Below are 19,173 nucleotides of genomic sequence, written 5' to 3' on the forward strand. Positions count from 1 at the left end.
CGATGACATATAGCCAAACGGCCTGAAACAAAAAAGCCGAGCTTAATTAATAAGCTCGGCTTTTTATAAAGTACGACTAAAGATTATGCACTTGGGTATGTGCGGTACGCACGCTCAATATTTTTAGCCTGCTTTTTAGAAATGCCTAAATGAGCAAGCGCTACACGTAAACGCGCACGTGATAAGTCTGAGCCTAAAATTTCCATTGCATCAAGTACTGACGTTGAAGACGTTTTACCCGTGATTGCTACAAATATTGGCTCTAAAAAGTCTTTAATTTTAAGCTCGTGGAATGTAGCAACTTCTTTTGCAATGGCAAAAATAGCTGGCTTATCAAAACTACGCAAACCTTCAAGCTGCCATACAAAAAACTGTAGCGCTTGGCGTATTACGTTTTCGTCAGCTTTGCCCGCCGTTAACAGTGCTGGGTCGTAAGTTGGAATGCCGCCTACAAAATGCCCTGCTAAATCAACCATGTCCGAAAGCGTATTAATGCGCGTTTTAGCTTCTGGTAATACTTTAGCTAGCATTTCGCCATTAAACTTCCAATCAACAAAGCGCTGTACAAGCTCTTCGTCTGTTAGGTTTTCGCGGATCCACATGCCGTTTAACCAGCTTAGCTTATCAACATCAAATACTGGGCCACCAAGTGATACACGCTTCATATCGAAGTGTTCAATCATCTCGTTAAGAGTGAATTTTTCACGCTCATCTGGCATTGACCAACCCATACGGCCTAAGTAGTTAAGCACGGCCTCTGGTAGGTAACCCATTTCTTTATAGTAATTAATAGAAGTTGGGTTTTTACGCTTAGAAAGCTTTGATTTATCAGGATTACGCAGTAGTGGTAAATGCCCTAGTACGGGTGCTTCCCAACCTAAATCTTCGTAAAGTTTTAATAGTTTAGGTGCTGAGTTAATCCACTCTTCGCCACGGAAAATATGGCTTATTTGCATGTGGTGGTCATCCACTACGTTTGCTAAAAAGTACGTAGGGAATCCATCGGCTTTTAATAGCACTTGCATGTCTACGTTTTCCCACGGGATCTCAATTTCGTCGCGTAGGTAGTCGTTAAATTTAAAAGTGCCTTCGCTTGGTATTTTCATACGTATAACGTAAGGCTTGCCTGCGGCTAGGTTTGCTTTAATTTCATCTTCGGGGAGGTTTAAGCCACGGCCGTCGTATTTAGGGCGCAGACCTTCTGCCATTTGCTCTTCACGCATTTGGTCAAGCTCTTCGCTGGTTGCAAAACAGTAAAATGCTTTACCTTGCTCAACTAATTGGTGTGCGTATTTTTTGTATAAATCGCTGCGCTCTGATTGACGGTAAGGGCCAAATTCACCACCTACGTCAGGGCCATGATCCCACTCAAGACCTAACCAACGTAAGCTATCCATAATCGCTTGTTCTGACTCTGGCGTGCTACGAACTTGGTCTGTATCTTCAATACGAAGCACAAACTCGCCGCCTTGTTGTTTAGCAAAACAGTAGTTAAATAAAGCAATATAAGCGGTGCCAAGATGCGGGTCACCTGTTGGAGATGGGGCAACACGAGTACGGATTGTCATGATAATGTCTCTTTTAATAAGTGAGATAAAAATTAAGGGGGTCGTTTAAGCCGCTACTTTGTTTAAGTAAGCAATAATATCGTTAGATTCGTATAGCCACTCTACTTGGCCATTTTTTTCTATACGAAGGCATGGCACTTTAATTTTGCCGCCTTGCTCTAACAGCTCTTGACGAAATTGTTGATTATTTTTTGCATCACGCGTTTCTATTTTTAAGCCTTCGCGCTTAATTGCACGGCGTACTTTTACGCAAAACGGGCATGCTTTAAATTGATAAAGTTTAAATTGTGAGGTTTGCTGATCAAGCTGCGCTTGCACATCGCTTGCACGCTTTTTACTGCGAGGAGTAAATACAAAATTAAAGAATAAAATTATACAACCTAAAAACCAACGAACGAATTTCATGTTTTGTGCCTGCCTACAACAATTTAAGGAGCCAGATTTTAGCACAAATTTACAATCAAAAAAGCTCAATACTATTATCGGTGGTCACTTCTTCATTTACCTCAAGCTCGCTATAAGCAGTCACTTTATTACGGCCGCTATTTTTAGAATGATACAGCGCCATATCGGCTTGGTTTACGATACTAGATACAGTATCAATACTTGCCAGCTCTAAAAAGCCAATACTTATTGTAAGCTGCCCAACTTGCGGAAAAGGATACTCAGCAATATTTGAGCGTAAACGGTTAAGTGCTATATGTGCTTGTGCCTCGGTTTTGGTTTGAAATAACACCGCAAACTCTTCGCCACCATACCTAAATACGTAGTCTTCTAGCCTAAAGTTATTTTTTAACAGCCGCGCCACAAGTAAAATAACTTCATCGCCTATTACATGGCCGTAGCTGTCGTTTACACGTTTAAAGTGATCGATATCTGCAATGGCTAAATACCATCGTCGCTTTTCGTTGGTATCATCACGGGGCAATAAAAAGCCTTTGCCTGAGACAATTTCGATCACTTTTTTATCAAAGGTTTGTCTATTTAAAAGCTCGGTTAAAGGGTCTAACCGCGATTTATGTAATAGCCCTAGTTGGTTGGCATAAATATTTAAAATATGCACGGCAAGCATTGTGGTGGTTTGCGCTAACTCTTTTGTGGTTTCTATTAGTAATATGCCAATTACTTTACCAAAGTAATACACCGGCACATACGTAGTTACTACACCTAAGGCACGGCTTACTCTTATTTTGTTTTGGGTTACTTTATTAAGCAGCGCTAAGGCTTCGTTAGACTCTAATACTTCAAGGCGGGTGTGGGTGTTTATAAGCGTAGGCGGTAATTGCGCACTAAAGTGCTTATTAATATAAATAGCAAAATTTTCAACTTCGAGTAGGTCGCCAATAATCTGCACTAATGATGCATCTAAATCACTTTCTTCTTCTTGCTGAGTTAGACTGATTATCCATTCGTGCCCGCAATTGTTTGCCTTCATTAGTTTGCCTAAACTGTTTTAACTTCAATCAGTTTAGACAAAATCATCAACTTTGCTAATTAATTAACCAATACTTTTGAATTAGGTCGCATTGAGCTATGTGGATTAAAGTTTGTTTTAGCTAAGCGTTATTAAATCATAGCGCGAGCTTAGTAACTTAGTGAGCTCAATAACTACTGCGGTATTATTTAATAACTTACATACAGCAGAGCCTAAAACAGCCTATGCTTTGCATTTATGTTTTTGTACAACCAGTTATTCTAAACACAACATAGGCCCTGCCTTGCTTAAATACCTAAATCCAGCCGCTATACTAATAACTAATACGCAACACGCGCTATTTAAAAAACTAAAGCAAAACTAAGTCGTCTCTGTGTAGCACCACAGCGCCACTATCAAAGTCGAGTAGTTCGCCTATTTGCTCTGAGTGAGCACCTTTAATTTTATTTACTTCAACTTGATTAAAACGTGTTAACCCTCGTGCAATAACTTGGTTGTTGGCGTCTATTAAATCTATTAAGTCGCCACGCTCAAAACGGCCAAACGCATTGGTTATGCCTTTTGCCAGCAGGCTTGCCCCTTTGTTTTGTAGCGCCGAAATAGCCCCTTTATCAATCATAATTTGGCCGGTACTTTTAGGCCCTGCCATTAGCCATTTTTTACGGCCATCTTTTGGCGCAGTGAGTTTTAAAAACCGCGTGCCGGGTAATTGCTCACTCATGCATTTTAAAATAACGTTGTTGCCAGCGCCTTTTGCAATAATAACCTCTACCCCTGCGCGCCTTGCTACGTCGGCGGCTTGTAGTTTTGTAGCCATACCGCCGGTGCCTAAACTTGTACCGCTACCACCAGCCAGTTGGCGTAACTCATCGTTTATATGAGTGACTTCGTCAATCAGTTTTGCGTCGGTATTTGTGCGCGGATCGCTGGTAAATAAACCTTCTTGATCGGTAAGCAGTAATAGCTTGTTGGCATTAGCCAAAATAGCCACCAGCGCTGATAAATTATCGTTATCGCCTACTTTTATTTCGGCGGTTGCTACTGCGTCATTTTCATTAATAATAGGCACCACATCGTGGCTTAATAACGCATTTAAGGTGTCGCGCGCATTTAAATAGCGTTCGCGGTCATCTACGTCTGCACGGGTAAGCAGCATTTGCCCTACGTTTATGCCATACAAGGCAAATAAGCTTTGCCAAATATGTATAAGTTGACCTTGCCCAACGGCTGCCAACATTTGTTTATCTATTAGGCCGCGGCCACAGGGTTTAATAAGTTGTTCGCGACCCGCAGCAACCGCGCCACTTGATACTAATATAACTTGGTGGCCTTGCTTTTTAAGTTCGCTACATTGGCGAACCAGCTCAACCATATGGGCTTTATCTAACTTATCGGTGCCGCCGGTTAGTACACTTGTACCAAGCTTAACAACAATTACCTGTTCCCTACGCATTATTATTTACTATTAAAATGAAAGATAAATAAACTTATACCAGCTCGGTATTTTTGAACAAGTTAAAATTATTCATGCTAGGATCGGCGTTAATTTAATTTGATAAAATTTCATTTATGCCAGCCAGTTTATGCCTAATTATTGCCACCTTTTTATGGGGTAGCTCCTTTATTGCACTTAAGTATGCTATTGCCGTTTACGACCCTGCATTAGTTATATTTTTACGCATGCTAACCACCTTAGTTTTATCGCTGTGTTTATGGCGTTATGTAATTAGGTTTGAGTATTTAAAAGGCGATTGGAAGTACTTATTAGGTATGTCGCTCGCAGAGCCATGCTTGTACTTTTTATTTGAAGGCCACGCAATGGAATACACCTCGGCCTCTCAGGCGGGAGTTATTGTTTCGTGTTTGCCTATTATTGTGGCATTGATGGCGTTTTTTATGCTTAAAGAGTATATAAGTAAAGCCATTGTGATTGGGTTTACCCTGTGTATTGGCGGCAGTATTTTACTTACTTTGCTTTCACCAAATACCGATCAGGCCCCTAATCCATTATTGGGTAACTTTTTAGAGCTTATGGCCATGATATGCGCGGCGTTTTACACCATTAGCATTAAGCACTTAGCCAATCGCTACTCGCCGTTAACGCTAATTGCTTTACAAGGCATAAGCGGCAGTGTGTTTTTTGCACCGTTTTTATTTTTTATCGACTTACCAAGCGAAAACCAGCATGACCTAACCGCCCTTATGAGCATTTTGTATTTAGGCTCGTTTGTCACCTTAGGTGGCTATGGTATGTATAACTATGCAATTGGCAAAGTGTCGGTATTAACGGCTGCAGCTTATTCAAATTTAATTCCTATTTTTACGCTTATTTTATCGGCCATTATTTTGGGTGAGGTACTCGATTTTTGGCAATGGGTGAGTATATTTGTTGTTTTTGCAGGGGTGATGATAAGCCAACGACATCAAGAGCTGGTGGTAGATATACCGCTTAATGAAGCTGGCGATGACCCTATCAACTCGGCCGATACAAGCCATCTTAAATCAGTACCCGATGCCAGCGAGTCAAAAGGGTAGCAGGTTAATAAATAAAGGCCTGGGGTTTGTAAAAACGCCTGCTGGGATTGATGAATAACCTCAATCCCCTTCACTTTATAATGCTGTATTACGCCGCTTTGCAGCTGCAGCGTAAACGTTTCACCCACTTTGGTGTGTTTTAAAAATGCAAAGTGGGTATCGTTGTGACCCGCTATTAACGCACCGCCATGTTTATCTCCAAGCTTTGCCCCTGGTAAAAAGTGGCTTGGTGCAAATGCTAAATTACGACCACTTGCCCCAGCTAAAACGCTAAGCACTTTATTATACTTAGGCCAGTTAAGCTGCGCGGTTACAAAGCTGTCGGCGTAAAACCACGGTTTAACACGAGCGTGTGGCGTAATAAGCGCCTCTTGCCAGGCCTGCTCTATTAATACTTGGGCAAGCCATGCCTTGGCTTGCATATAAGCACCATGAGAAAACAGCCCCAGCCCGGCGATTAATAAGCCCGCACTTAGCCACTTTTTCATTTAAGCCCTCGGTTTATTTTAAACGCGCCATAGCCAAGTAATAAAATACAGCCCAGCAATATGTACAGTCGGCTTTGCCCATCGGTTTGTGGTAAACGCATAGCCAGTCCTTGTGGCGCTGCGTTCTTAGCCAGTGCAGTTTGCTTTGCAGGCTCGTTAATTTGAGTGTGCTCAATAGCTATAAAAGCAGTAAACGGGCTCAGTAGTTGATGTGTGAGTGCAAGCCCCTGCACCTCATTTTTAACTGACTGTCGGTCATTATACAAAAGCAACGATTTAATTTTTTGGCGCGCCCACAGCTTATCAATCCCTTTTGCGTTGGCGCTATTTTGTGCGCTTAGTTTTATATTTAAAGGGCCTTGAGCGGTTTGCCCACTAAGCGTAATTTGATTCGTATCATTTAGTTTTATAGCCACCATTATTGGCTCGCCAAAATATAAATCGGGCAAAGGAGATGGCCAAAAATCTAAACTATGAGTGCTTTCATCGCGAAGTGCTAAATTAGTGATAGCGGGATGAGCAAGCTTATCAAATAACTGCTGCATTTTAGGCTGCACCTCATTTGTGCTGCCAATAAACGTAAATGACCCTTTACCTATATCAGCTGCGCGGCGCATAAAAAAGCTATTGGGTGCACTGCCAATGCCTACAGTAAATAATCGGCTATCACCCAGTTTACGCTGAATATTTTTAAATAAGGCATCTTCGTTACTTACACTGCCATCCGTTAAAAACACCACTTGGCGTACAAAGCCTTCAAAGCTGTTGCCATCAAGTACCGCATCAAGCGCACCTTGTATTTCGGTACCACCGTCGGCCTCTAGGCTATATATAAAGCGCTCAGCGCGGCGTAAGTTAAAGTCACTAGCAATAAGGGGTTTATCGCTCATGGGGGTAACCACGTTATCAAAGCCAATAATGTTAAAGCTGTCGTCGCTATCAAGCAAAGACAGCGCATAAAACAGGGCCTTTTTAGCTTGCTCCATAGATTGCCCGTGCATAGAGCCTGAGGTATCTACAACAAACACCATTTCGCGAGGTAGGCGCTGCGTTTGTGTAAAGTGATCTGCTGGCGGCATTAGCATAGCAAGCCCGTACCGGTCGCCGTTTTCAAACTGCTGGGTAAAAAATGCTGCTTGTGCGCTTTCTTTTTGCAGCGGTTTAAACTCAAGTACAAAGTCGCGATTAGCCCCCGTTTGCTCATTTAAAGCAACCGTATATTGCCCAAAGGCCAGGTTTTGTACTTCAACATGATGAAATTTAGACGTTATATCTACAAGCTCTAAGCCTACATCTATATCAATATTTAAACTAAATTGGCTGCTTGGCGCTTCGCTGTGCTGCGTTTTGCTATACACAGGGCTTAACCACCCCTGAGGAGCATGGGTTAGGCTAGTTTGCTCAGCTTCAATATTTGCGCTTATTGTGTGATAGCGCGGCGTAATGGTACTTGGGAAGCGAATAGCAAATGTGCCATTGCTGTAATCAATGATCTCTTGGTATTCAAGCTCTATCACAATTTGCTCGCCAGGGCCTATATTTGCCACGTTAGTAATAAACATATTAGCGCGCTGCTGGCGTACAAGTGCGGCTTGCTTGCCAGCATTTTTAGCTGCCTGATACTTTTTTTCGGCCTCTACTTTTTTATCTATTTGGCCTTTTATGACTCGCTCACCTATGCGCATCGTCATCGCATGCACGGCGCTTTCATCAGGTAGCGGAAACACATAACGCGCATTTACCGCAAACGGATTTTCGTTTTGATAAGTTTGCTTAACAACCACGTGATTTATCAGCCCGGTTAGGGTCATGTTAGCATCGCTTTTTAATATAATTGCCGGCGCGACAGATGCGCCGCTGCTGTCAAAAAGTTCAAGCTTGGGCGATTGTGCACGGCTATTAAAACTAACCATAAGCACAGCCACTAAGAAAATAAAAATGCTTACTTTAGTAAGCATTTTGGTTGGGTTACTCAACATAAAATCACTCCATCGAACGCTTAACTTTACTCAAATAAAAGTGGCTTTAGTTACTTGCCGTTTGGCCATTTACTGGGTTTATTGAGCGGGTAGTAAGTGTTACGCGTCGATCAAAAAAGTTATCTTCTACGGTATTGCTGCGCGCTAATGTTTGTTGCTCGCCAAATGCCTGCGCACTTAAACGTGTATGGCTAATGCCGTGCTTTATAAGGTAACTTTGCACTGCGTTTACACGTTTTTTAGACAATAAAAGATTCGCTTGCTCATCACCGCGCTGATCGGCAAAGCCACTTAAATCTAATGCTAGTTGCGGCTGATTTTTTAACAGCACCACAAGCTGGTCTAACTGCGTAGCAAAGTGCGGGGCAATAGCACTTGAGCCTGTTTTAAATTGTACTGTCATGGCAAGTAAGTTATTTATTTGTGATTGTGTTAACTGCTCATTTTGATTAGTCAGTACATCTAACTGCTGCTCTAGCCTATTGTTTTGATTAAGTACCTGTTGGTAGTCACTGGTTTTTTGCTGCATCACTGTTATTGCTCTCTGCTGCTGGGCAATTTTGTCATCAGCTACTTTTGAATCACCAATTAAGCCCCCGGCAAATGCGCCAATAAAAGCACCAATTGGCCCACCAACGACACCACCAATAATGGCGCCAGTACCTAAGCCGATGGCGGTTTCTTTATGTGCTTCTTTAGAAGGGGTGTTAGCGGCTGCTGCAAATGCAGGTGTACACACTGTGGCTACTAGCGTTAATGCGATTAATGTCTTCTTCATAATGTAATCCTTAAACTTGTTTTAATTTGTGATGTTTTGTTTTGATGGTTGTATTAAAACAGCTGCAAGTGGCAACAAAGGGGAGCAAAAGTGGCAAACCGCTGAGCAATTGTGGCAAAAAAATGGCAATTGCCTTTTTAAGCGTACATAACTGAAAAACTTCGATATAGTGCGTTTTAAAATAAATAAGGGTGAGTAGAATGAAAAAAATAGCCATCATTGAAGATGAAACCGCCATCCGCGAAAACTATATTGAAATGCTTAGCGCCCAAGGTTACCAGGTAAGTGGTTTTGCTGATCGCGTCAGCGCAGAGATTGCATTTAAAGATGCCCTACCCGATTTAGCCATTGTTGATATTGGTTTAGGCCACGAAATAGACGGCGGTTTTTTGCTTTGCCAAACCTTGCGTACGCTTTCTAAAACACTGCCTATTATTTTTTTAACCGCCCGCGATAGTGAAATAGATACTGTGTGTGGCCTGCGTATGGGCGCCGATGACTACCTAACAAAAGATATTAGCTTAGCCCACTTGGCTGCCAGAATAGGCGCGCTATTTAGACGCATGGAAGCGCTTGAGCAACCCGCCGATGCCAATGCATTAATTACACGCGGCCAGTTAACGCTCGACACCCAGCGCATGCAAGTATTTTGGCAGCAGCAATTGGTTGATTTAACCGTGACCGAATTTTGGATGTTGCACTCACTTGCGCAGCGCCCAGGCCATGTAAAAAGCCGTAACGATTTAATGAGCGATGCAAAAATTTACGTAGACGACAGCACTATCACCTCGCATGTAAAACGCATTCGTAAAAAGTTTATCGCCCTTGATAACAACTTTGACTGCATAGATACGGTGTACGGCATGGGCTACAGGTGGGAACAACGCTAATGTTACGATTTGGCCTGCGCAGTAAATTTATATTACTGTCGTGTTTTTTGTTTTTACTGCCTTGGCTTGGCTACGAGTACGTGTGGGAAATGGAAAAGTTTTTACGCCAAGGCCAAGAAAAAACCCTCGTAGGCACTACACGGGCGCTCGCCACCGCCCTGCATGAGCGCCCAGCCCTTTTTGATGAGCAAACCAACTTTTTAGACCAGGTAGTAAAAGGGCGCGACTTATATGCGTACAATCTTAAAAACGCTATTCAACTCGATGGCAAACTGAGCGACTGGCAAAGCTATCAACCACTCTTTTGGCATTACGATAAACGCTATTTACAAAAAGCAGACAAGGAACATAAAGCTGAGGATTTATCGTTTGATCATATGGTTGGCAAGTTTGATAACTATTTATATGCCGTGTTTAAAGTAACTGACGATCACCTTGTATATCGTGCTAAAAATAGTTTAAGCATTACTAATAACGACCATTTAATAATTGGCCTAAAAAGCCCAGACGGAGATTTTAATACGTACATTATTGCCCCACGCCAAGATGGCTGGGTAAATGCGTTTGATGCTAATACCAAAACTCCGTTTACAAAAATTCAGGGCTATTTTATACGCACTGAATCGGGATATAACGTAGAGTTGCGCTTTCCTATAAATATGCTTGGTAACAAGCTAGGCTTTGCCGTGGTCGATATTGACACAAAAAAAGCGCCGCTCGATTTTAAAACAATGTCGACCTCTAATTTAAATAACCCAAGCGATTTAGGCTCGGTATTGGTGCCCTCACCAGAAATTAACCGAATTTTAAAAGGTATGGGTCACAGTGGTAGCCGTATTTGGGTGGTTGATAATCATCATCGCGTATTAGCGCAGTCGGGCACAATTCAAAATGCCGATGGCGTATGGGCCGACGGCCTTAAAAACCAGCCGCCTAAAAATGCCTGGCAACGCTTTGAGCAAACGTATTTGCACCCGCTTTATTATAAAATTTTAACTCGCCCCGAAAACGAATTTTTAGATACCCTGCACGATGTTGCCTCAATGCAGGGCACGCATTTAGCTAAGGCACTAAAGGGGCAACCAGCGTCGTCTTGGCGGTTAACCCCCGACAGTAAAGCCGTTATTTTATCGGCGGCATACCCTATTTGGATAGAAGATAAAGTGATTGGCGCAGTAATCGCCGAGGAAACCACTAACGGTGTACGCACCCTGCGTAATAAATCGCTGGAAAAGCTTTTTAACGTTATTTTAGCGGTGATGCTAATTGGCACCGTTACGTTGTTCTTTTTTGCCTCGCGTATTTCGAGCCGCATTAGGCGACTGCGCGACACCGCAGAGCAAGCCATTGATGCCCAAGGGCGCATTACCGGCAGTATTAACTACAGCGACTCAAACGATGAAATTGGCGACCTTTCACGAAGTTTTGCCAATATTGTTGGCCGCTTAGGCGGGTACACGAATTATTTAGAAAATATGTCATCGCGGTTATCTCATGAGCTACGTACACCGGTGGCTGTGGTTCGCTCTTCTTTAGAAAACCTACAAAGCTTGGAGCAAAATGACCTTAGCCAAAAATACCTAGAGCGAGCAAGTGAAGGGGTAGAGCGCTTAGGTAAAATAATAACCACCATGAGCGAAGCCACGCGCCTTGAACAAAGCATTCAAAGCAACGAGAGCGAGCCGTTTGATTTACAAAAAGTAATTAATGGCTGTATGCAAGGCTACCAGCTTACTTACCCAGAGCAGTTATTTGAGCTTGATGTATGCCAAAGCGCTTTACCTATGCAAGGTGCCCCCGAATTTATAGCTCAGCTACTTGATAAGCTTATTAATAATGCGCTGGAATTTAGTGAAGCAAATACGGCTATTAATGTAGGTCTTAAGCAGAGCGAAAATAAAGCAATATTAACAGTGAGTAATACAGGCCCCGCCCTGCCTGAAGGGCTAACTGAGCATATTTTTGATTCTATGGTGTCGGTACGTAGCCAGCAGATGCAGCAACAACCGCACTTAGGTTTAGGGCTTTATATTGTAAGGCTGGTGTGTGACTACCATAAAGGCAGTGTCACTGCGCAAAACAACGAGTGCGGTAATGGCGTGGTGTTTAAAGTAACCCTGCCTTTACAAAGCTAGGCTGTGCATAAAGTGGCGCCCTGCTGAGCCGCCCTTATTTTTTGCACATCGATTACAATTTACTACAACTTAAAATGTAACTATTCACTTTTAATTCAGTCAAACGGCCATACCCTGAACGCTAATTAAGGAGAATAGATCATGAACAACCCACTTGAGCGTGAAGAGATCGAATTTATTTTTGATCTATACAGGCCCCAAGAGCAAGCACCTAGCTTACCTTCAGAGCCTGCCACCTCTACATATAAAAACTTACGACAGCCAGAACAAGTTAAAAACGAAGGCGTGTCAGAATACCTCAGCTAGGGTATTGCCTATTGCGTTGCTTGCTCGTTTTGTAAAAACGCTTTAATGCAGTTTATTTCTGCCAGTTTTACCTCTTCGCTTATTTCTGGGCCTTTTTTGCCATTTTTAAGTGCTGTTTGCACTACCTGCTTTTTATCCATTTTTTGTAGTTCATTAAAAATTGCACGCAGCTTAGCCCCTTGCGGATAGGGCTTATTTACAAGTGTTTCTCCGCGCCCTTGCGCATCACATTGGCATGCTTGGGTAAACGCAATAAATCGCTCTGGGTGCACTAAAGCATTTAAATTAGTAACAATTAATTTATGAATCGTTTGTGGCCTTAATTGCTCAAGCGTATGACATAAGGTGTGATTATCGCTGGTGAGTACGCCAATATCACGAAAACGATTAGGCACTTTTAAACGCTCACAAAACTTTTCTACTACGGCTACCCCTTCGCGTTCATGGCCGCGTAAATTACCGCGTTTTTTAAAGCTCAGTGCCTTACCAAAATCATGAGTGAGTGCCGCAAACCGTGTTTCTAAATTAAAGTTTAAATCGGCAGCGCGCCTAAGTACCAACATAGTATGAACAAACACATCGCCTTCAGGGTGGTGGTTTGCAGGTTGCGGCACCCCTTGCATACTCTCTATCTCAGGGAAAATACCTAAGCCATGTAATGCTTGAAAATACAGTTCAGGGTGTTTTTCACCCAGCGCTTTTTCGGTTTCAAGCCATACACGTTCGGGCACTAAATGATTAAGCTCACCTTTGTTTTTAAGCTCGCGCATTAATGCATAAGTACTTGGGTGAATACGCCATTCGCTTCCGTAGCGTGCTAAAAAACGCGCTATGCGTAATACCCTTACCGGGTCCTCTACAAAGGCTTCTGTGGTGTGGCGCAGTATTTTATTGTGTAAATCGCTTTGGCCATTGAAAGGGTCAATAACGGTACCGTTTTCATCAAGTGCCATTGAGTTTATGGTTAAATCGCGCCGTGCTAAATCTTCTTCAAGGGTGACATTAGGGCTGGCATCTACCACAAAGCCGGTATAGCCTTTACCGCTTTTTCGCTCGGTGCGACCCAAGGCGTATTCTTCTTTTGTTTTTGGGTGTAAATAAACCGGAAAATCACTTCCTATAGGCACAAAACCAAGCGACTCCATAGTTTGGGGTGTTTCGCCTATAACAACATAGTCGTTATCTTTTGATGCTATATTAAGTAGCTGGTCGCGTACCGCGCCACCAACAAGGTAAACTTGCTTAAGGTTGTGTTTCACTGTTTATCCTAATCACACTGGGTGGTTATTTGATGTCGATCATACCATTAAAATAGCCATAGTTTGCCAAGCTTAAATAAGCTCATTACAATAGCGCTTTATTTTAAGCCACAGCCTTATACTCAATGAAAAATCATTCATCAAAAAAAGAACTTATGCTACTGCCTATATTACTTGTGGTTATTGTAATGTGCGTGGCGGGTCACTTTTTACTACAGGCTAACTTTCAAGATAGCAACATGGTTGAATACATGTTGGCAGCGCTACCCTTTGCAATGTTTGGCCTAGTTATTGTGGCATTTAAAATGGCAGCTAAAAGCGAAGCCAATGAGCAAAGCGAGCAAGACTCTTAATTTTACTGTTAAAGAATATAATACCCAAACCAATCTGGTTTTATTGGTTGAGCATGCCCACTTGGCGTAAGCTTAATATTTAATTGGCTGTCGAGCAGGTCTATAGCAAAGCAGTCATCTACATCATGTAAATCATCTTTATGAATATGGCTAAGGCCTGCAAGCAAATCGCTTTTAGCGCGCTGCTTGGCCTCTGCTGCGCTACTGGCAACATACAATGCAAAGTCGTGTTGCTCAGCCATAGAGTCGCTTCTGTAAGCGCCTAAATTAACAAAATACAGCTGCTTATTTTGCTCAACGTAGGTATCAACGACTTCTACTTTATAACCGTCGATATGGTTAATTGCCATGTAGCTGTCCATATGCACATTGTTTTTATCGCCCACCCATTGGCTTTTTAGCTTTGAATAAGTTTGCTCAATGCTTTGCCCTACGACAAAGCGAATATCGTGCATTTCTATGTGGCAGCCTTGAATTCGCCCGCCCAGATACACCATAAATAACTGCATTTAATAACCTTACTCTTAAATTACACTAAATTATCGACATCAATATTGTGTTTTTTTATTAACTTATAAAAATCCGAACGATTACGTTTGGCAAGCTTTGCGCCTTCGGCTACGTTACCGCCGGCCATTTTGAGGGTGTTTATTACATAATCGCGCTCAAACTCTTTTTTGGCATCATTTAGAGAAAGCGGCTCTGCACTGGCCTCGTTTGAGTTAAGTGCGTTTAACACTAAGTGTGCAGAAATTACCTCACTGGCGCTCAATGCGACCACTTGCTCTACAACATTTTGTAGCTGGCGAATATTCCCAGGCCAGTCGTAACGTACTAGTGCATGCATGGCATCGTTTGCAAAGCGCTTTTCTTTTTGGTTCATACGTTTAGCAATACTTGCGCTAAAGTGCTGAGCGAGCAGGCTTATGTCTTCTCGGCGCTCACACAGCGGCGGTAATTTTAAATTAACAACATTTAGGCGGTAGTATAAATCTTCCCTAAATTGTTGATTGCTAATCGCATCGGGTAAATTTTTGTGAGTGGCCGATACAATGCGCACATCAATAGGAATTTCTTCTTGAAAGCCCACCGGGCGAATGGTTTTTTCTTGCAGTACACGCAGTAACTTAACTTGTAAATTAAGCGGCATATCGCCAATTTCATCTAAAAATAAGGTGCCGCCTTGAGCTTGCTGAAATAAACCTTGGTGATCTTTCACCGCCCCTGTAAATGCGCCTTTTTTATGGCCAAATAATTCTGACTCTAAAAGCTCCCCAGGCACTGCGCCACAGTTAATAGCCACAAAAGGCCCTTCACTTACATGGCTGTGTTGATGAATCGCCTGAGCCAGCAGCTCCTTACCTGTGCCGCTGGCGCCAGAAATAAGTACATTTACTTGGGTTGGCCCCAGTAACTTTACTTGCTCAAGGAGGTGCAACATAGCGCCACTGCGCGTTACTATATTGCTTTTTTGGGGCGATTCTTCTTCGTTTACGCCATGTATTTCAATGGCTTTGGCTAAGCTGTCAAACAGCTCGTCTTTATCTACCGGTTTTGTAATAAACGCAAAAATACCTTGTTTTGTCGCCTCCACCGCATCGGGTATAGAGCCATGCGCAGTCATCATTATAACCGGCAGTGCTGGGTAGCGGCTTTGTAATTGGCGATGTAAGGCCATACCGTCCATTTCGTCCATACGCAGGTCTGTTATAACTGCATCAAACACTTGGTTTTTAAGAATTTGTAATGCAAGTATGCCGCTTTCACAGGTTGTTACGTCATACCCTTTAGACTCGATTCTTAGCGCGAGTAATTTAAGTAAACTTGCATCGTCATCAACGAGTAATACTTTTGCACCTTGTGGTGTGTGTGTTGCCATAATTACTGCTCCTTAGTGTCTTCGCGTAGTAATAGCTGCTGCTCTATGGTGGCTAAAGACGATAACGTTTGCTGCATTTTGTCATTTAACGCCTGTTGCTCTTTTAGGGCATTTATTTGCCGAGTAACATGCTGCTTTTGAAGCCATAAATATTGTTTTATTGGCTCAGGCCAAAAGTAGGCTAAATCGAGTTTTTGTAATCGTGTCATTACCTCCTCTGGTGCACGTGAGGTGTTAACACACATGAATTTAAAAAAACGTTTTAGCTCTTTTTCACCTAAATAAGTATGTAGGCTTGGCTTTACTTTAAAACCGCCACATTGATTAGCATGCCATGCAACAACACGTTCTGCACTGGGGTAAACGGGGTCACTTTTAGGGCGCTTTTTAGGATTTGGCATCGTATTTTTTGCAGGCTCAACCTCCTGCGACACTGCTGCTGTTTGTGTGTTATTTGTTTCACACCCAGCTAAAACAACCGTACTACTGAGCACACATAAAATAGCTATTAAACGCGTACGCATGCTATAAAACTCCTTGATTAGTTAAAGGTATTTTTATTGTAAATAAGCAGCCTTGGGGCTGGTTATGCTCAACACTAAGCTGGCCTTGCAGTTGCTCAACCGACTCTTTTACTATGGTTAAACCTAAGCCACTGCCTTGCAGCGTAACATCTTTATTATGCTTGCCTTGGTAAAATGCGCTGAATATCTGAGTTTTTTCTTGCTCTTTAATACCACAGCCTTCGTCGCGCACTTGCATTATTAATAGCTTTTGCTCAACTGCTAAGGTTACATCAACACTTTGCCCTGTATTTGAAAATTTTAATGCATTAGAAATGAGCTGAATGAGGGTCATTTCTATCAGCTCTGCGGGTAATGCAAGTGGCTGTTTTGTTATGCTGTTGTGCCAATTTAAGCGTTGCTGCTTAGCCGTTAAGCGGTGCTCAAAATGGCTGTTTATTTTATTTATTAAATTGCCAAATTCGACTTCGCTAACGCTGTCTTTACTGGTTCTGATAGCGTTATAACTAAGTAGGCTGTCAATCATAGTGCGCAAACGCACCATAGATTGGCTAATAAGCTCAAGCACAGCTTGCTGCTCTTTTGTAATGGGGCCGACTATTTCATCGCTAAGTAAATCGGTGCCCTCGACCATTGAAGCCAACGGCGTTTTAAGCTCGTGGGTTACATGGCGTAAAAAGGTATCTTTTTGTTGCTCAAGCATATGTAGCTGCTCTTGCACCCATTGTAGTTTTTCGCCTAATTCCACCAGCTCACTTGAGCCTTGCACTGCAATTTTTTGCTGCCAGTGGCCTTGTCCTAGTTTATCTATTACCGACGTAAGCCCTTTTAAACGTTTACTTATGCGCCATAAAAAGCCCCCGCCCACTAGTAAAGTAAGCGGAATAAGCGCCACTAACCAGTTGATAAACGAGCTTTGTAAAGTACTTAATTCACTTTGGTTGTTTTGAATTTGTGCTGCATTCGTATCGCGCAACCACACCGTAAGCTCAGCCACTAAATCGCTAATAGGCACAAACAATGCAGCATCTTGTTGGTTGTTTTCAATTAAAGCTTGATGAGTACTACGCAATGTTGTTGCTAAGCGACGCCACTGCATAGTGTATTGCTGTGTGGCACTGGCTTGGCTGAGCGTGTCGATTGTTTGTAAGGAGGATTGCCATTTTTCGTTTATTAACGTGTCGAGCGACTCGCTTTTTAACACCCAGTTTTGTCGCGTTGCCCGCTCTAGGCTATTAAGCTCTTGCTTTAAAAAATTAAACGACTTAGTAACTTGGTAATTATTACTGACAATAAGCTGAGTAACTGCGAGCTGTTTGTTTAACGCATTTAAAAAAACAATAACCACCAAACTAAGCGGCAGTAACGACAGCAGCATACTAATTATAAACTGACCTATTAAGTTAGGCCGCCAATTAAGCATTGCACGATACTTTTTAGCCAACGTTACAGGCATTATCATTTCCTTTTATTATTTTAAGCGCCCTATTTTAGTTACTTACCTTATACTCTCGCTGAATCAACTTCTATATTTAACCCAATATATGCACTTGTTGCTATTTAGCAACACACTAAGCTATTGATAACTATATTAACGACTAATAGTACGTTCCGCCTGTTGCAAAAATAACACACATTTAAGTAAAAAATTCCGACCAGCGCCCCTAAAATAATATAAACCATTGATTTTAAACACTTATTTAAATTGGCACCATTTTTGTAATAGTGTGTGCAACTTTAATCAATAAGGAAATTAAATGAACAACCGCTTTTTAGTAATTTTACCCATGCTGGCTTTTGGGTTTATGGGCACAGATGCAATAGCTATGGACGTTCAAGCTACTTTTAATGAGCTAGATAAAGACAGTAACGGCACACTTAGCGAATCAGAAGCGGGTGAAGATGCCGTACTACACGAAAACTTTTCACAAATAGACACTAACCAAGATGGCCAGTTGTCGCTAAGTGAATTCAAAAAGTTTATTCAGTAAATTCATTTAATTAGGGAACATGATTATGAAACAACTTATCGCAGCATTTGCATTAATGTTTTTAGCCATTAGCGCCACGGCTTTAGCCTCTTCTGTCAACATTCGCTTTGCTCATTTAGACAAAGATATGGATGGATCAGTATCGCTTGCAGAAGCCAAACAAGATAAAGAAGTAATGAGACAATTTGCCGATTTAGACGAAAACCAAGACAAGAAAATTTCTAAAGAAGAGTTTCAAAATTTTAAACCTTAATTGTGATTAAGCGCTTTAATAACAAACTCAATAGTAACGATGTTTAAATCTTTTTCTCTGGCTAGAAATTTTAATCAGTTAGCGCTAAACAGGCTGCTTAAAATAGATTTATTATCCACAGCTGAAGTTAATTAAGTTTTACTTAAGCTTTTACCTAGTAAGGTAGGTTTCAAAAGCATTTGCCATAATCCCTGAGGGAATGTGTAAACGGATTTAATGTTGGGAAGTTAAATTATGGCAAGTGCTTTTTTTATTAATCTACAAACACTGTATGTTGGAAGGAAAACCATGAAGTGTGTTTTTTTTAGTGTTATCGCTATTACCATGATCAGCTTTAATGCTGTTGCGTTAGATGTTAAACAACGTTTTGATCACCTTGATGCCAATAAAAGCGGCTTCTTAACAGAAGACGAATTAGAGCCACAGCCTCAGCTACTCAGCACCTTTACTCGCTGGGATAAAAACCAAGACAAACAAATCTCGCTTCTTGAGTTTAAAGACTATTTAACCAATAACCTTTACTGAGTATAAGTATGAAGACCGTAAGCTATTTAGCGCTTGTTGCGCTGGGCCTTTTTAGCGATGTAAGCCTTGGCCAAAGTACAGAAGTTGCCGATAAATTTGAAAAGTTTGACCGTAACCACGATGGCTTTTTAACCCGTTCAGAAACCGCCATTGACCCCGCCCTTTGGTCGCGTTTTTCAAGTTATGATAAAGATAAAGACGGCAGACTTACCCTTTCGGAATATGGCATATACGCCAGTAAGTAACTCTTTTTTATAAGCGTAAGCGCTAAATTT

Annotated in this window: 21 protein-coding genes; 9 read left to right on the top strand and 12 right to left on the bottom strand. The window is 41.9% G+C overall.

The annotated features are described in order from the left end of the window. Positions 1 to 83: 83 nt before the first annotated feature. From gltX to proB, 4 genes are all read right to left on the bottom strand, one after another. A complete protein-coding gene (gltX, locus tag B4F91_RS08315; protein ID WP_248451872.1) occupies positions 84 to 1,568 on the bottom strand; it encodes a glutamate--tRNA ligase in 1,485 nt (494 codons plus the stop codon). 45 nt (positions 1,569 to 1,613) lie between these two features. Further along, a complete protein-coding gene (locus B4F91_RS08320) occupies positions 1,614 to 1,973 on the bottom strand; it encodes a glutaredoxin domain-containing protein (RefSeq protein WP_004586118.1) in 360 nt (119 codons plus the stop codon). A gap of 55 nt (positions 1,974 to 2,028) precedes the next feature. Continuing rightward, complete coding sequence (locus B4F91_RS08325) at positions 2,029 to 3,003, bottom strand: GGDEF domain-containing protein (RefSeq protein ID WP_024033165.1); 975 nt, start codon at positions 3,001 to 3,003, stop codon at positions 2,029 to 2,031. Between the two features lie 349 nt (positions 3,004 to 3,352). Continuing rightward, positions 3,353 to 4,456, bottom strand: coding sequence for a glutamate 5-kinase (gene proB / locus B4F91_RS08330; protein WP_024033166.1), 1,104 nt, complete (start codon positions 4,454 to 4,456; stop codon positions 3,353 to 3,355). A gap of 116 nt (positions 4,457 to 4,572) precedes the next feature. Between proB and B4F91_RS08335 the strand changes: the two genes are divergently transcribed. Next, positions 4,573 to 5,538, top strand: a complete 966-nt coding sequence (locus B4F91_RS08335) for a DMT family transporter (RefSeq protein WP_286938017.1) — start codon at positions 4,573 to 4,575, stop codon at positions 5,536 to 5,538. Here the strand turns inward: B4F91_RS08335 and B4F91_RS08340 are convergent. Genes B4F91_RS08340 through pdsO form a run of 3 tightly spaced genes read right to left on the bottom strand, consistent with a single transcriptional unit; the run spans position 5,427 to position 8,783 of the window. After that, positions 5,427 to 6,026 carry a class GN sortase gene (locus B4F91_RS08340; protein WP_154945188.1) on the bottom strand — a complete coding sequence of 200 codons (600 nt, stop codon included), beginning with the start codon at positions 6,024 to 6,026 and terminating at the stop codon, positions 5,427 to 5,429. The genes B4F91_RS08335 and B4F91_RS08340 overlap by 112 nt on opposite strands. Beyond that, positions 6,023 to 8,005, bottom strand: a complete 1,983-nt coding sequence (locus B4F91_RS08345) for a marine proteobacterial sortase target protein (RefSeq protein ID WP_286938016.1) — start codon at positions 8,003 to 8,005, stop codon at positions 6,023 to 6,025. The genes B4F91_RS08340 and B4F91_RS08345 overlap by 4 nt, the downstream gene beginning before the upstream one ends. A gap of 46 nt (positions 8,006 to 8,051) precedes the next feature. Beyond that, complete coding sequence (pdsO, locus tag B4F91_RS08350) at positions 8,052 to 8,783, bottom strand: sortase-associated OmpA-like protein PdsO (RefSeq protein WP_054982759.1); 732 nt, start codon at positions 8,781 to 8,783, stop codon at positions 8,052 to 8,054. Between the two features lie 200 nt (positions 8,784 to 8,983). Here pdsO and pdsR point away from each other — a divergent pair, with 200 nt between their 5' ends. The 3 genes from pdsR to B4F91_RS08365 all read left to right on the top strand — a co-directional run bounded on the left by pdsR (position 8,984) and on the right by B4F91_RS08365 (position 12,114). Further along, the gene (pdsR, locus tag B4F91_RS08355; protein ID WP_054982760.1) at positions 8,984 to 9,673 is read left to right on the top strand and encodes a proteobacterial dedicated sortase system response regulator; all 690 of its coding nucleotides are present in this window, start codon (positions 8,984 to 8,986) and stop codon (positions 9,671 to 9,673) included. Next, the gene (pdsS, locus tag B4F91_RS08360; RefSeq protein ID WP_288635554.1) at positions 9,673 to 11,808 is read left to right on the top strand and encodes a proteobacterial dedicated sortase system histidine kinase; all 2,136 of its coding nucleotides are present in this window, start codon (positions 9,673 to 9,675) and stop codon (positions 11,806 to 11,808) included. The genes pdsR and pdsS overlap by 1 nt, the downstream gene beginning before the upstream one ends. Positions 11,809 to 11,949: 141 nt before the next feature. After that, entirely contained in the window at positions 11,950 to 12,114 is a 165-nt protein-coding gene (locus tag B4F91_RS08365; protein WP_024033174.1) for a hypothetical protein, read from the top strand. Positions 12,115 to 12,122: 8 nt separating this feature from the next. On the opposite strand, the gene B4F91_RS08370 is transcribed toward B4F91_RS08365, so the two are convergent. Further along, on the bottom strand, positions 12,123 to 13,373 hold the full coding sequence (locus B4F91_RS08370) for a multifunctional CCA addition/repair protein (protein ID WP_286938012.1): 1,251 nt from the start codon (positions 13,371 to 13,373) through the stop codon (positions 12,123 to 12,125). A 125-nt stretch (positions 13,374 to 13,498) separates the two neighbouring features. Here B4F91_RS08370 and B4F91_RS08375 point away from each other — a divergent pair, with 125 nt between their 5' ends. Next, positions 13,499 to 13,726 carry a hypothetical protein gene (locus tag B4F91_RS08375; protein WP_004586108.1) on the top strand — a complete coding sequence of 76 codons (228 nt, stop codon included), beginning with the start codon at positions 13,499 to 13,501 and terminating at the stop codon, positions 13,724 to 13,726. 8 nt (positions 13,727 to 13,734) lie between these two features. Here the strand turns inward: B4F91_RS08375 and B4F91_RS08380 are convergent, their stop codons facing one another. The 4 genes from B4F91_RS08380 to B4F91_RS08395 are packed head-to-tail and all read right to left on the bottom strand — an operon-like array spanning position 13,735 to position 17,585. Further along, the gene (locus B4F91_RS08380; protein WP_024033177.1) at positions 13,735 to 14,235 is read right to left on the bottom strand and encodes a DUF1543 domain-containing protein; all 501 of its coding nucleotides are present in this window, start codon (positions 14,233 to 14,235) and stop codon (positions 13,735 to 13,737) included. Between the two features lie 20 nt (positions 14,236 to 14,255). Beyond that, positions 14,256 to 15,605: a sigma 54-interacting transcriptional regulator gene (locus B4F91_RS08385; protein WP_286938008.1), complete on the bottom strand. Its 1,350-nt coding sequence runs from the start codon at positions 15,603 to 15,605 to the stop codon at positions 14,256 to 14,258. Between the two features lie 2 nt (positions 15,606 to 15,607). Next, positions 15,608 to 16,129 (bottom strand): hypothetical protein, encoded by a 522-nt coding sequence (locus B4F91_RS08390; protein WP_273606043.1) that lies wholly within the window; start codon positions 16,127 to 16,129, stop codon positions 15,608 to 15,610. 1 nt (position 16,130) lies between these two features. Further along, positions 16,131 to 17,585 carry a sensor histidine kinase gene (locus tag B4F91_RS08395; protein WP_273606042.1) on the bottom strand — a complete coding sequence of 485 codons (1,455 nt, stop codon included), beginning with the start codon at positions 17,583 to 17,585 and terminating at the stop codon, positions 16,131 to 16,133. Between the two features lie 301 nt (positions 17,586 to 17,886). On the opposite strand from B4F91_RS08395, the gene B4F91_RS08400 reads away from it, so the two are divergent. The 4 genes from B4F91_RS08400 (at position 17,887) to B4F91_RS08415 (ending at position 19,143) form a co-directional block, all read left to right on the top strand. Next, on the top strand, positions 17,887 to 18,120 hold the full coding sequence (locus tag B4F91_RS08400; protein ID WP_004586103.1) for a calcium dependent protein: 234 nt from the start codon (positions 17,887 to 17,889) through the stop codon (positions 18,118 to 18,120). A 25-nt stretch (positions 18,121 to 18,145) separates the two neighbouring features. Next, on the top strand, positions 18,146 to 18,373 hold the full coding sequence (locus B4F91_RS08405) for a hypothetical protein (RefSeq protein WP_273606041.1): 228 nt from the start codon (positions 18,146 to 18,148) through the stop codon (positions 18,371 to 18,373). Positions 18,374 to 18,661: 288 nt separating this feature from the next. Next, complete coding sequence (locus B4F91_RS08410; protein ID WP_024033183.1) at positions 18,662 to 18,898, top strand: calcium dependent protein; 237 nt, start codon at positions 18,662 to 18,664, stop codon at positions 18,896 to 18,898. An 8-nt stretch (positions 18,899 to 18,906) separates the two neighbouring features. Beyond that, positions 18,907 to 19,143 (top strand): calcium-binding protein, encoded by a 237-nt coding sequence (locus B4F91_RS08415; protein ID WP_004586100.1) that lies wholly within the window; start codon positions 18,907 to 18,909, stop codon positions 19,141 to 19,143. Positions 19,144 to 19,173: the final 30 nt, after the last annotated feature.

This window comes from Pseudoalteromonas sp. UBA6610, from assembly GCF_002433295.1.
Lineage (GTDB): Bacteria > Pseudomonadota > Gammaproteobacteria > Enterobacterales > Alteromonadaceae > Pseudoalteromonas > Pseudoalteromonas atlantica.

What these genes read in the sequence shown, in the direction of transcription:
- gltX (WP_248451872.1), bottom strand. Translation starts at nt 1,568, where the DNA reads ATGACAATCCGTACTCGTGTTGCCCCATCTCCAACAGGTGACCCGCAT.
- B4F91_RS08320 (WP_004586118.1), bottom strand. Translation starts at nt 1,973, where the DNA reads ATGAAATTCGTTCGTTGGTTTTTAGGTTGTATAATTTTATTCTTTAAT.
- B4F91_RS08325 (WP_024033165.1), bottom strand. Translation starts at nt 3,003, where the DNA reads ATGAAGGCAAACAATTGCGGGCACGAATGGATAATCAGTCTAACTCAG.
- proB (WP_024033166.1), bottom strand. Translation starts at nt 4,456, where the DNA reads ATGCGTAGGGAACAGGTAATTGTTGTTAAGCTTGGTACAAGTGTACTA.
- B4F91_RS08335 (WP_286938017.1), top strand. Translation starts at nt 4,573, where the DNA reads ATGCCAGCCAGTTTATGCCTAATTATTGCCACCTTTTTATGGGGTAGC.
- B4F91_RS08340 (WP_154945188.1), bottom strand. Translation starts at nt 6,026, where the DNA reads ATGAAAAAGTGGCTAAGTGCGGGCTTATTAATCGCCGGGCTGGGGCTG.
- B4F91_RS08345 (WP_286938016.1), bottom strand. Translation starts at nt 8,005, where the DNA reads ATGTTGAGTAACCCAACCAAAATGCTTACTAAAGTAAGCATTTTTATT.
- pdsO (WP_054982759.1), bottom strand. Translation starts at nt 8,783, where the DNA reads ATGAAGAAGACATTAATCGCATTAACGCTAGTAGCCACAGTGTGTACA.
- pdsR (WP_054982760.1), top strand. Translation starts at nt 8,984, where the DNA reads ATGAAAAAAATAGCCATCATTGAAGATGAAACCGCCATCCGCGAAAAC.
- pdsS (WP_288635554.1), top strand. Translation starts at nt 9,673, where the DNA reads ATGTTACGATTTGGCCTGCGCAGTAAATTTATATTACTGTCGTGTTTT.
- B4F91_RS08365 (WP_024033174.1), top strand. Translation starts at nt 11,950, where the DNA reads ATGAACAACCCACTTGAGCGTGAAGAGATCGAATTTATTTTTGATCTA.
- B4F91_RS08375 (WP_004586108.1), top strand. Translation starts at nt 13,499, where the DNA reads ATGAAAAATCATTCATCAAAAAAAGAACTTATGCTACTGCCTATATTA.
- B4F91_RS08380 (WP_024033177.1), bottom strand. Translation starts at nt 14,235, where the DNA reads ATGCAGTTATTTATGGTGTATCTGGGCGGGCGAATTCAAGGCTGCCAC.
- B4F91_RS08385 (WP_286938008.1), bottom strand. Translation starts at nt 15,605, where the DNA reads ATGGCAACACACACACCACAAGGTGCAAAAGTATTACTCGTTGATGAC.
- B4F91_RS08390 (WP_273606043.1), bottom strand. Translation starts at nt 16,129, where the DNA reads ATGCGTACGCGTTTAATAGCTATTTTATGTGTGCTCAGTAGTACGGTT.
- B4F91_RS08395 (WP_273606042.1), bottom strand. Translation starts at nt 17,585, where the DNA reads ATGCCTGTAACGTTGGCTAAAAAGTATCGTGCAATGCTTAATTGGCGG.
- B4F91_RS08400 (WP_004586103.1), top strand. Translation starts at nt 17,887, where the DNA reads ATGAACAACCGCTTTTTAGTAATTTTACCCATGCTGGCTTTTGGGTTT.
- B4F91_RS08405 (WP_273606041.1), top strand. Translation starts at nt 18,146, where the DNA reads ATGAAACAACTTATCGCAGCATTTGCATTAATGTTTTTAGCCATTAGC.
- B4F91_RS08410 (WP_024033183.1), top strand. Translation starts at nt 18,662, where the DNA reads ATGAAGTGTGTTTTTTTTAGTGTTATCGCTATTACCATGATCAGCTTT.
- B4F91_RS08415 (WP_004586100.1), top strand. Translation starts at nt 18,907, where the DNA reads ATGAAGACCGTAAGCTATTTAGCGCTTGTTGCGCTGGGCCTTTTTAGC.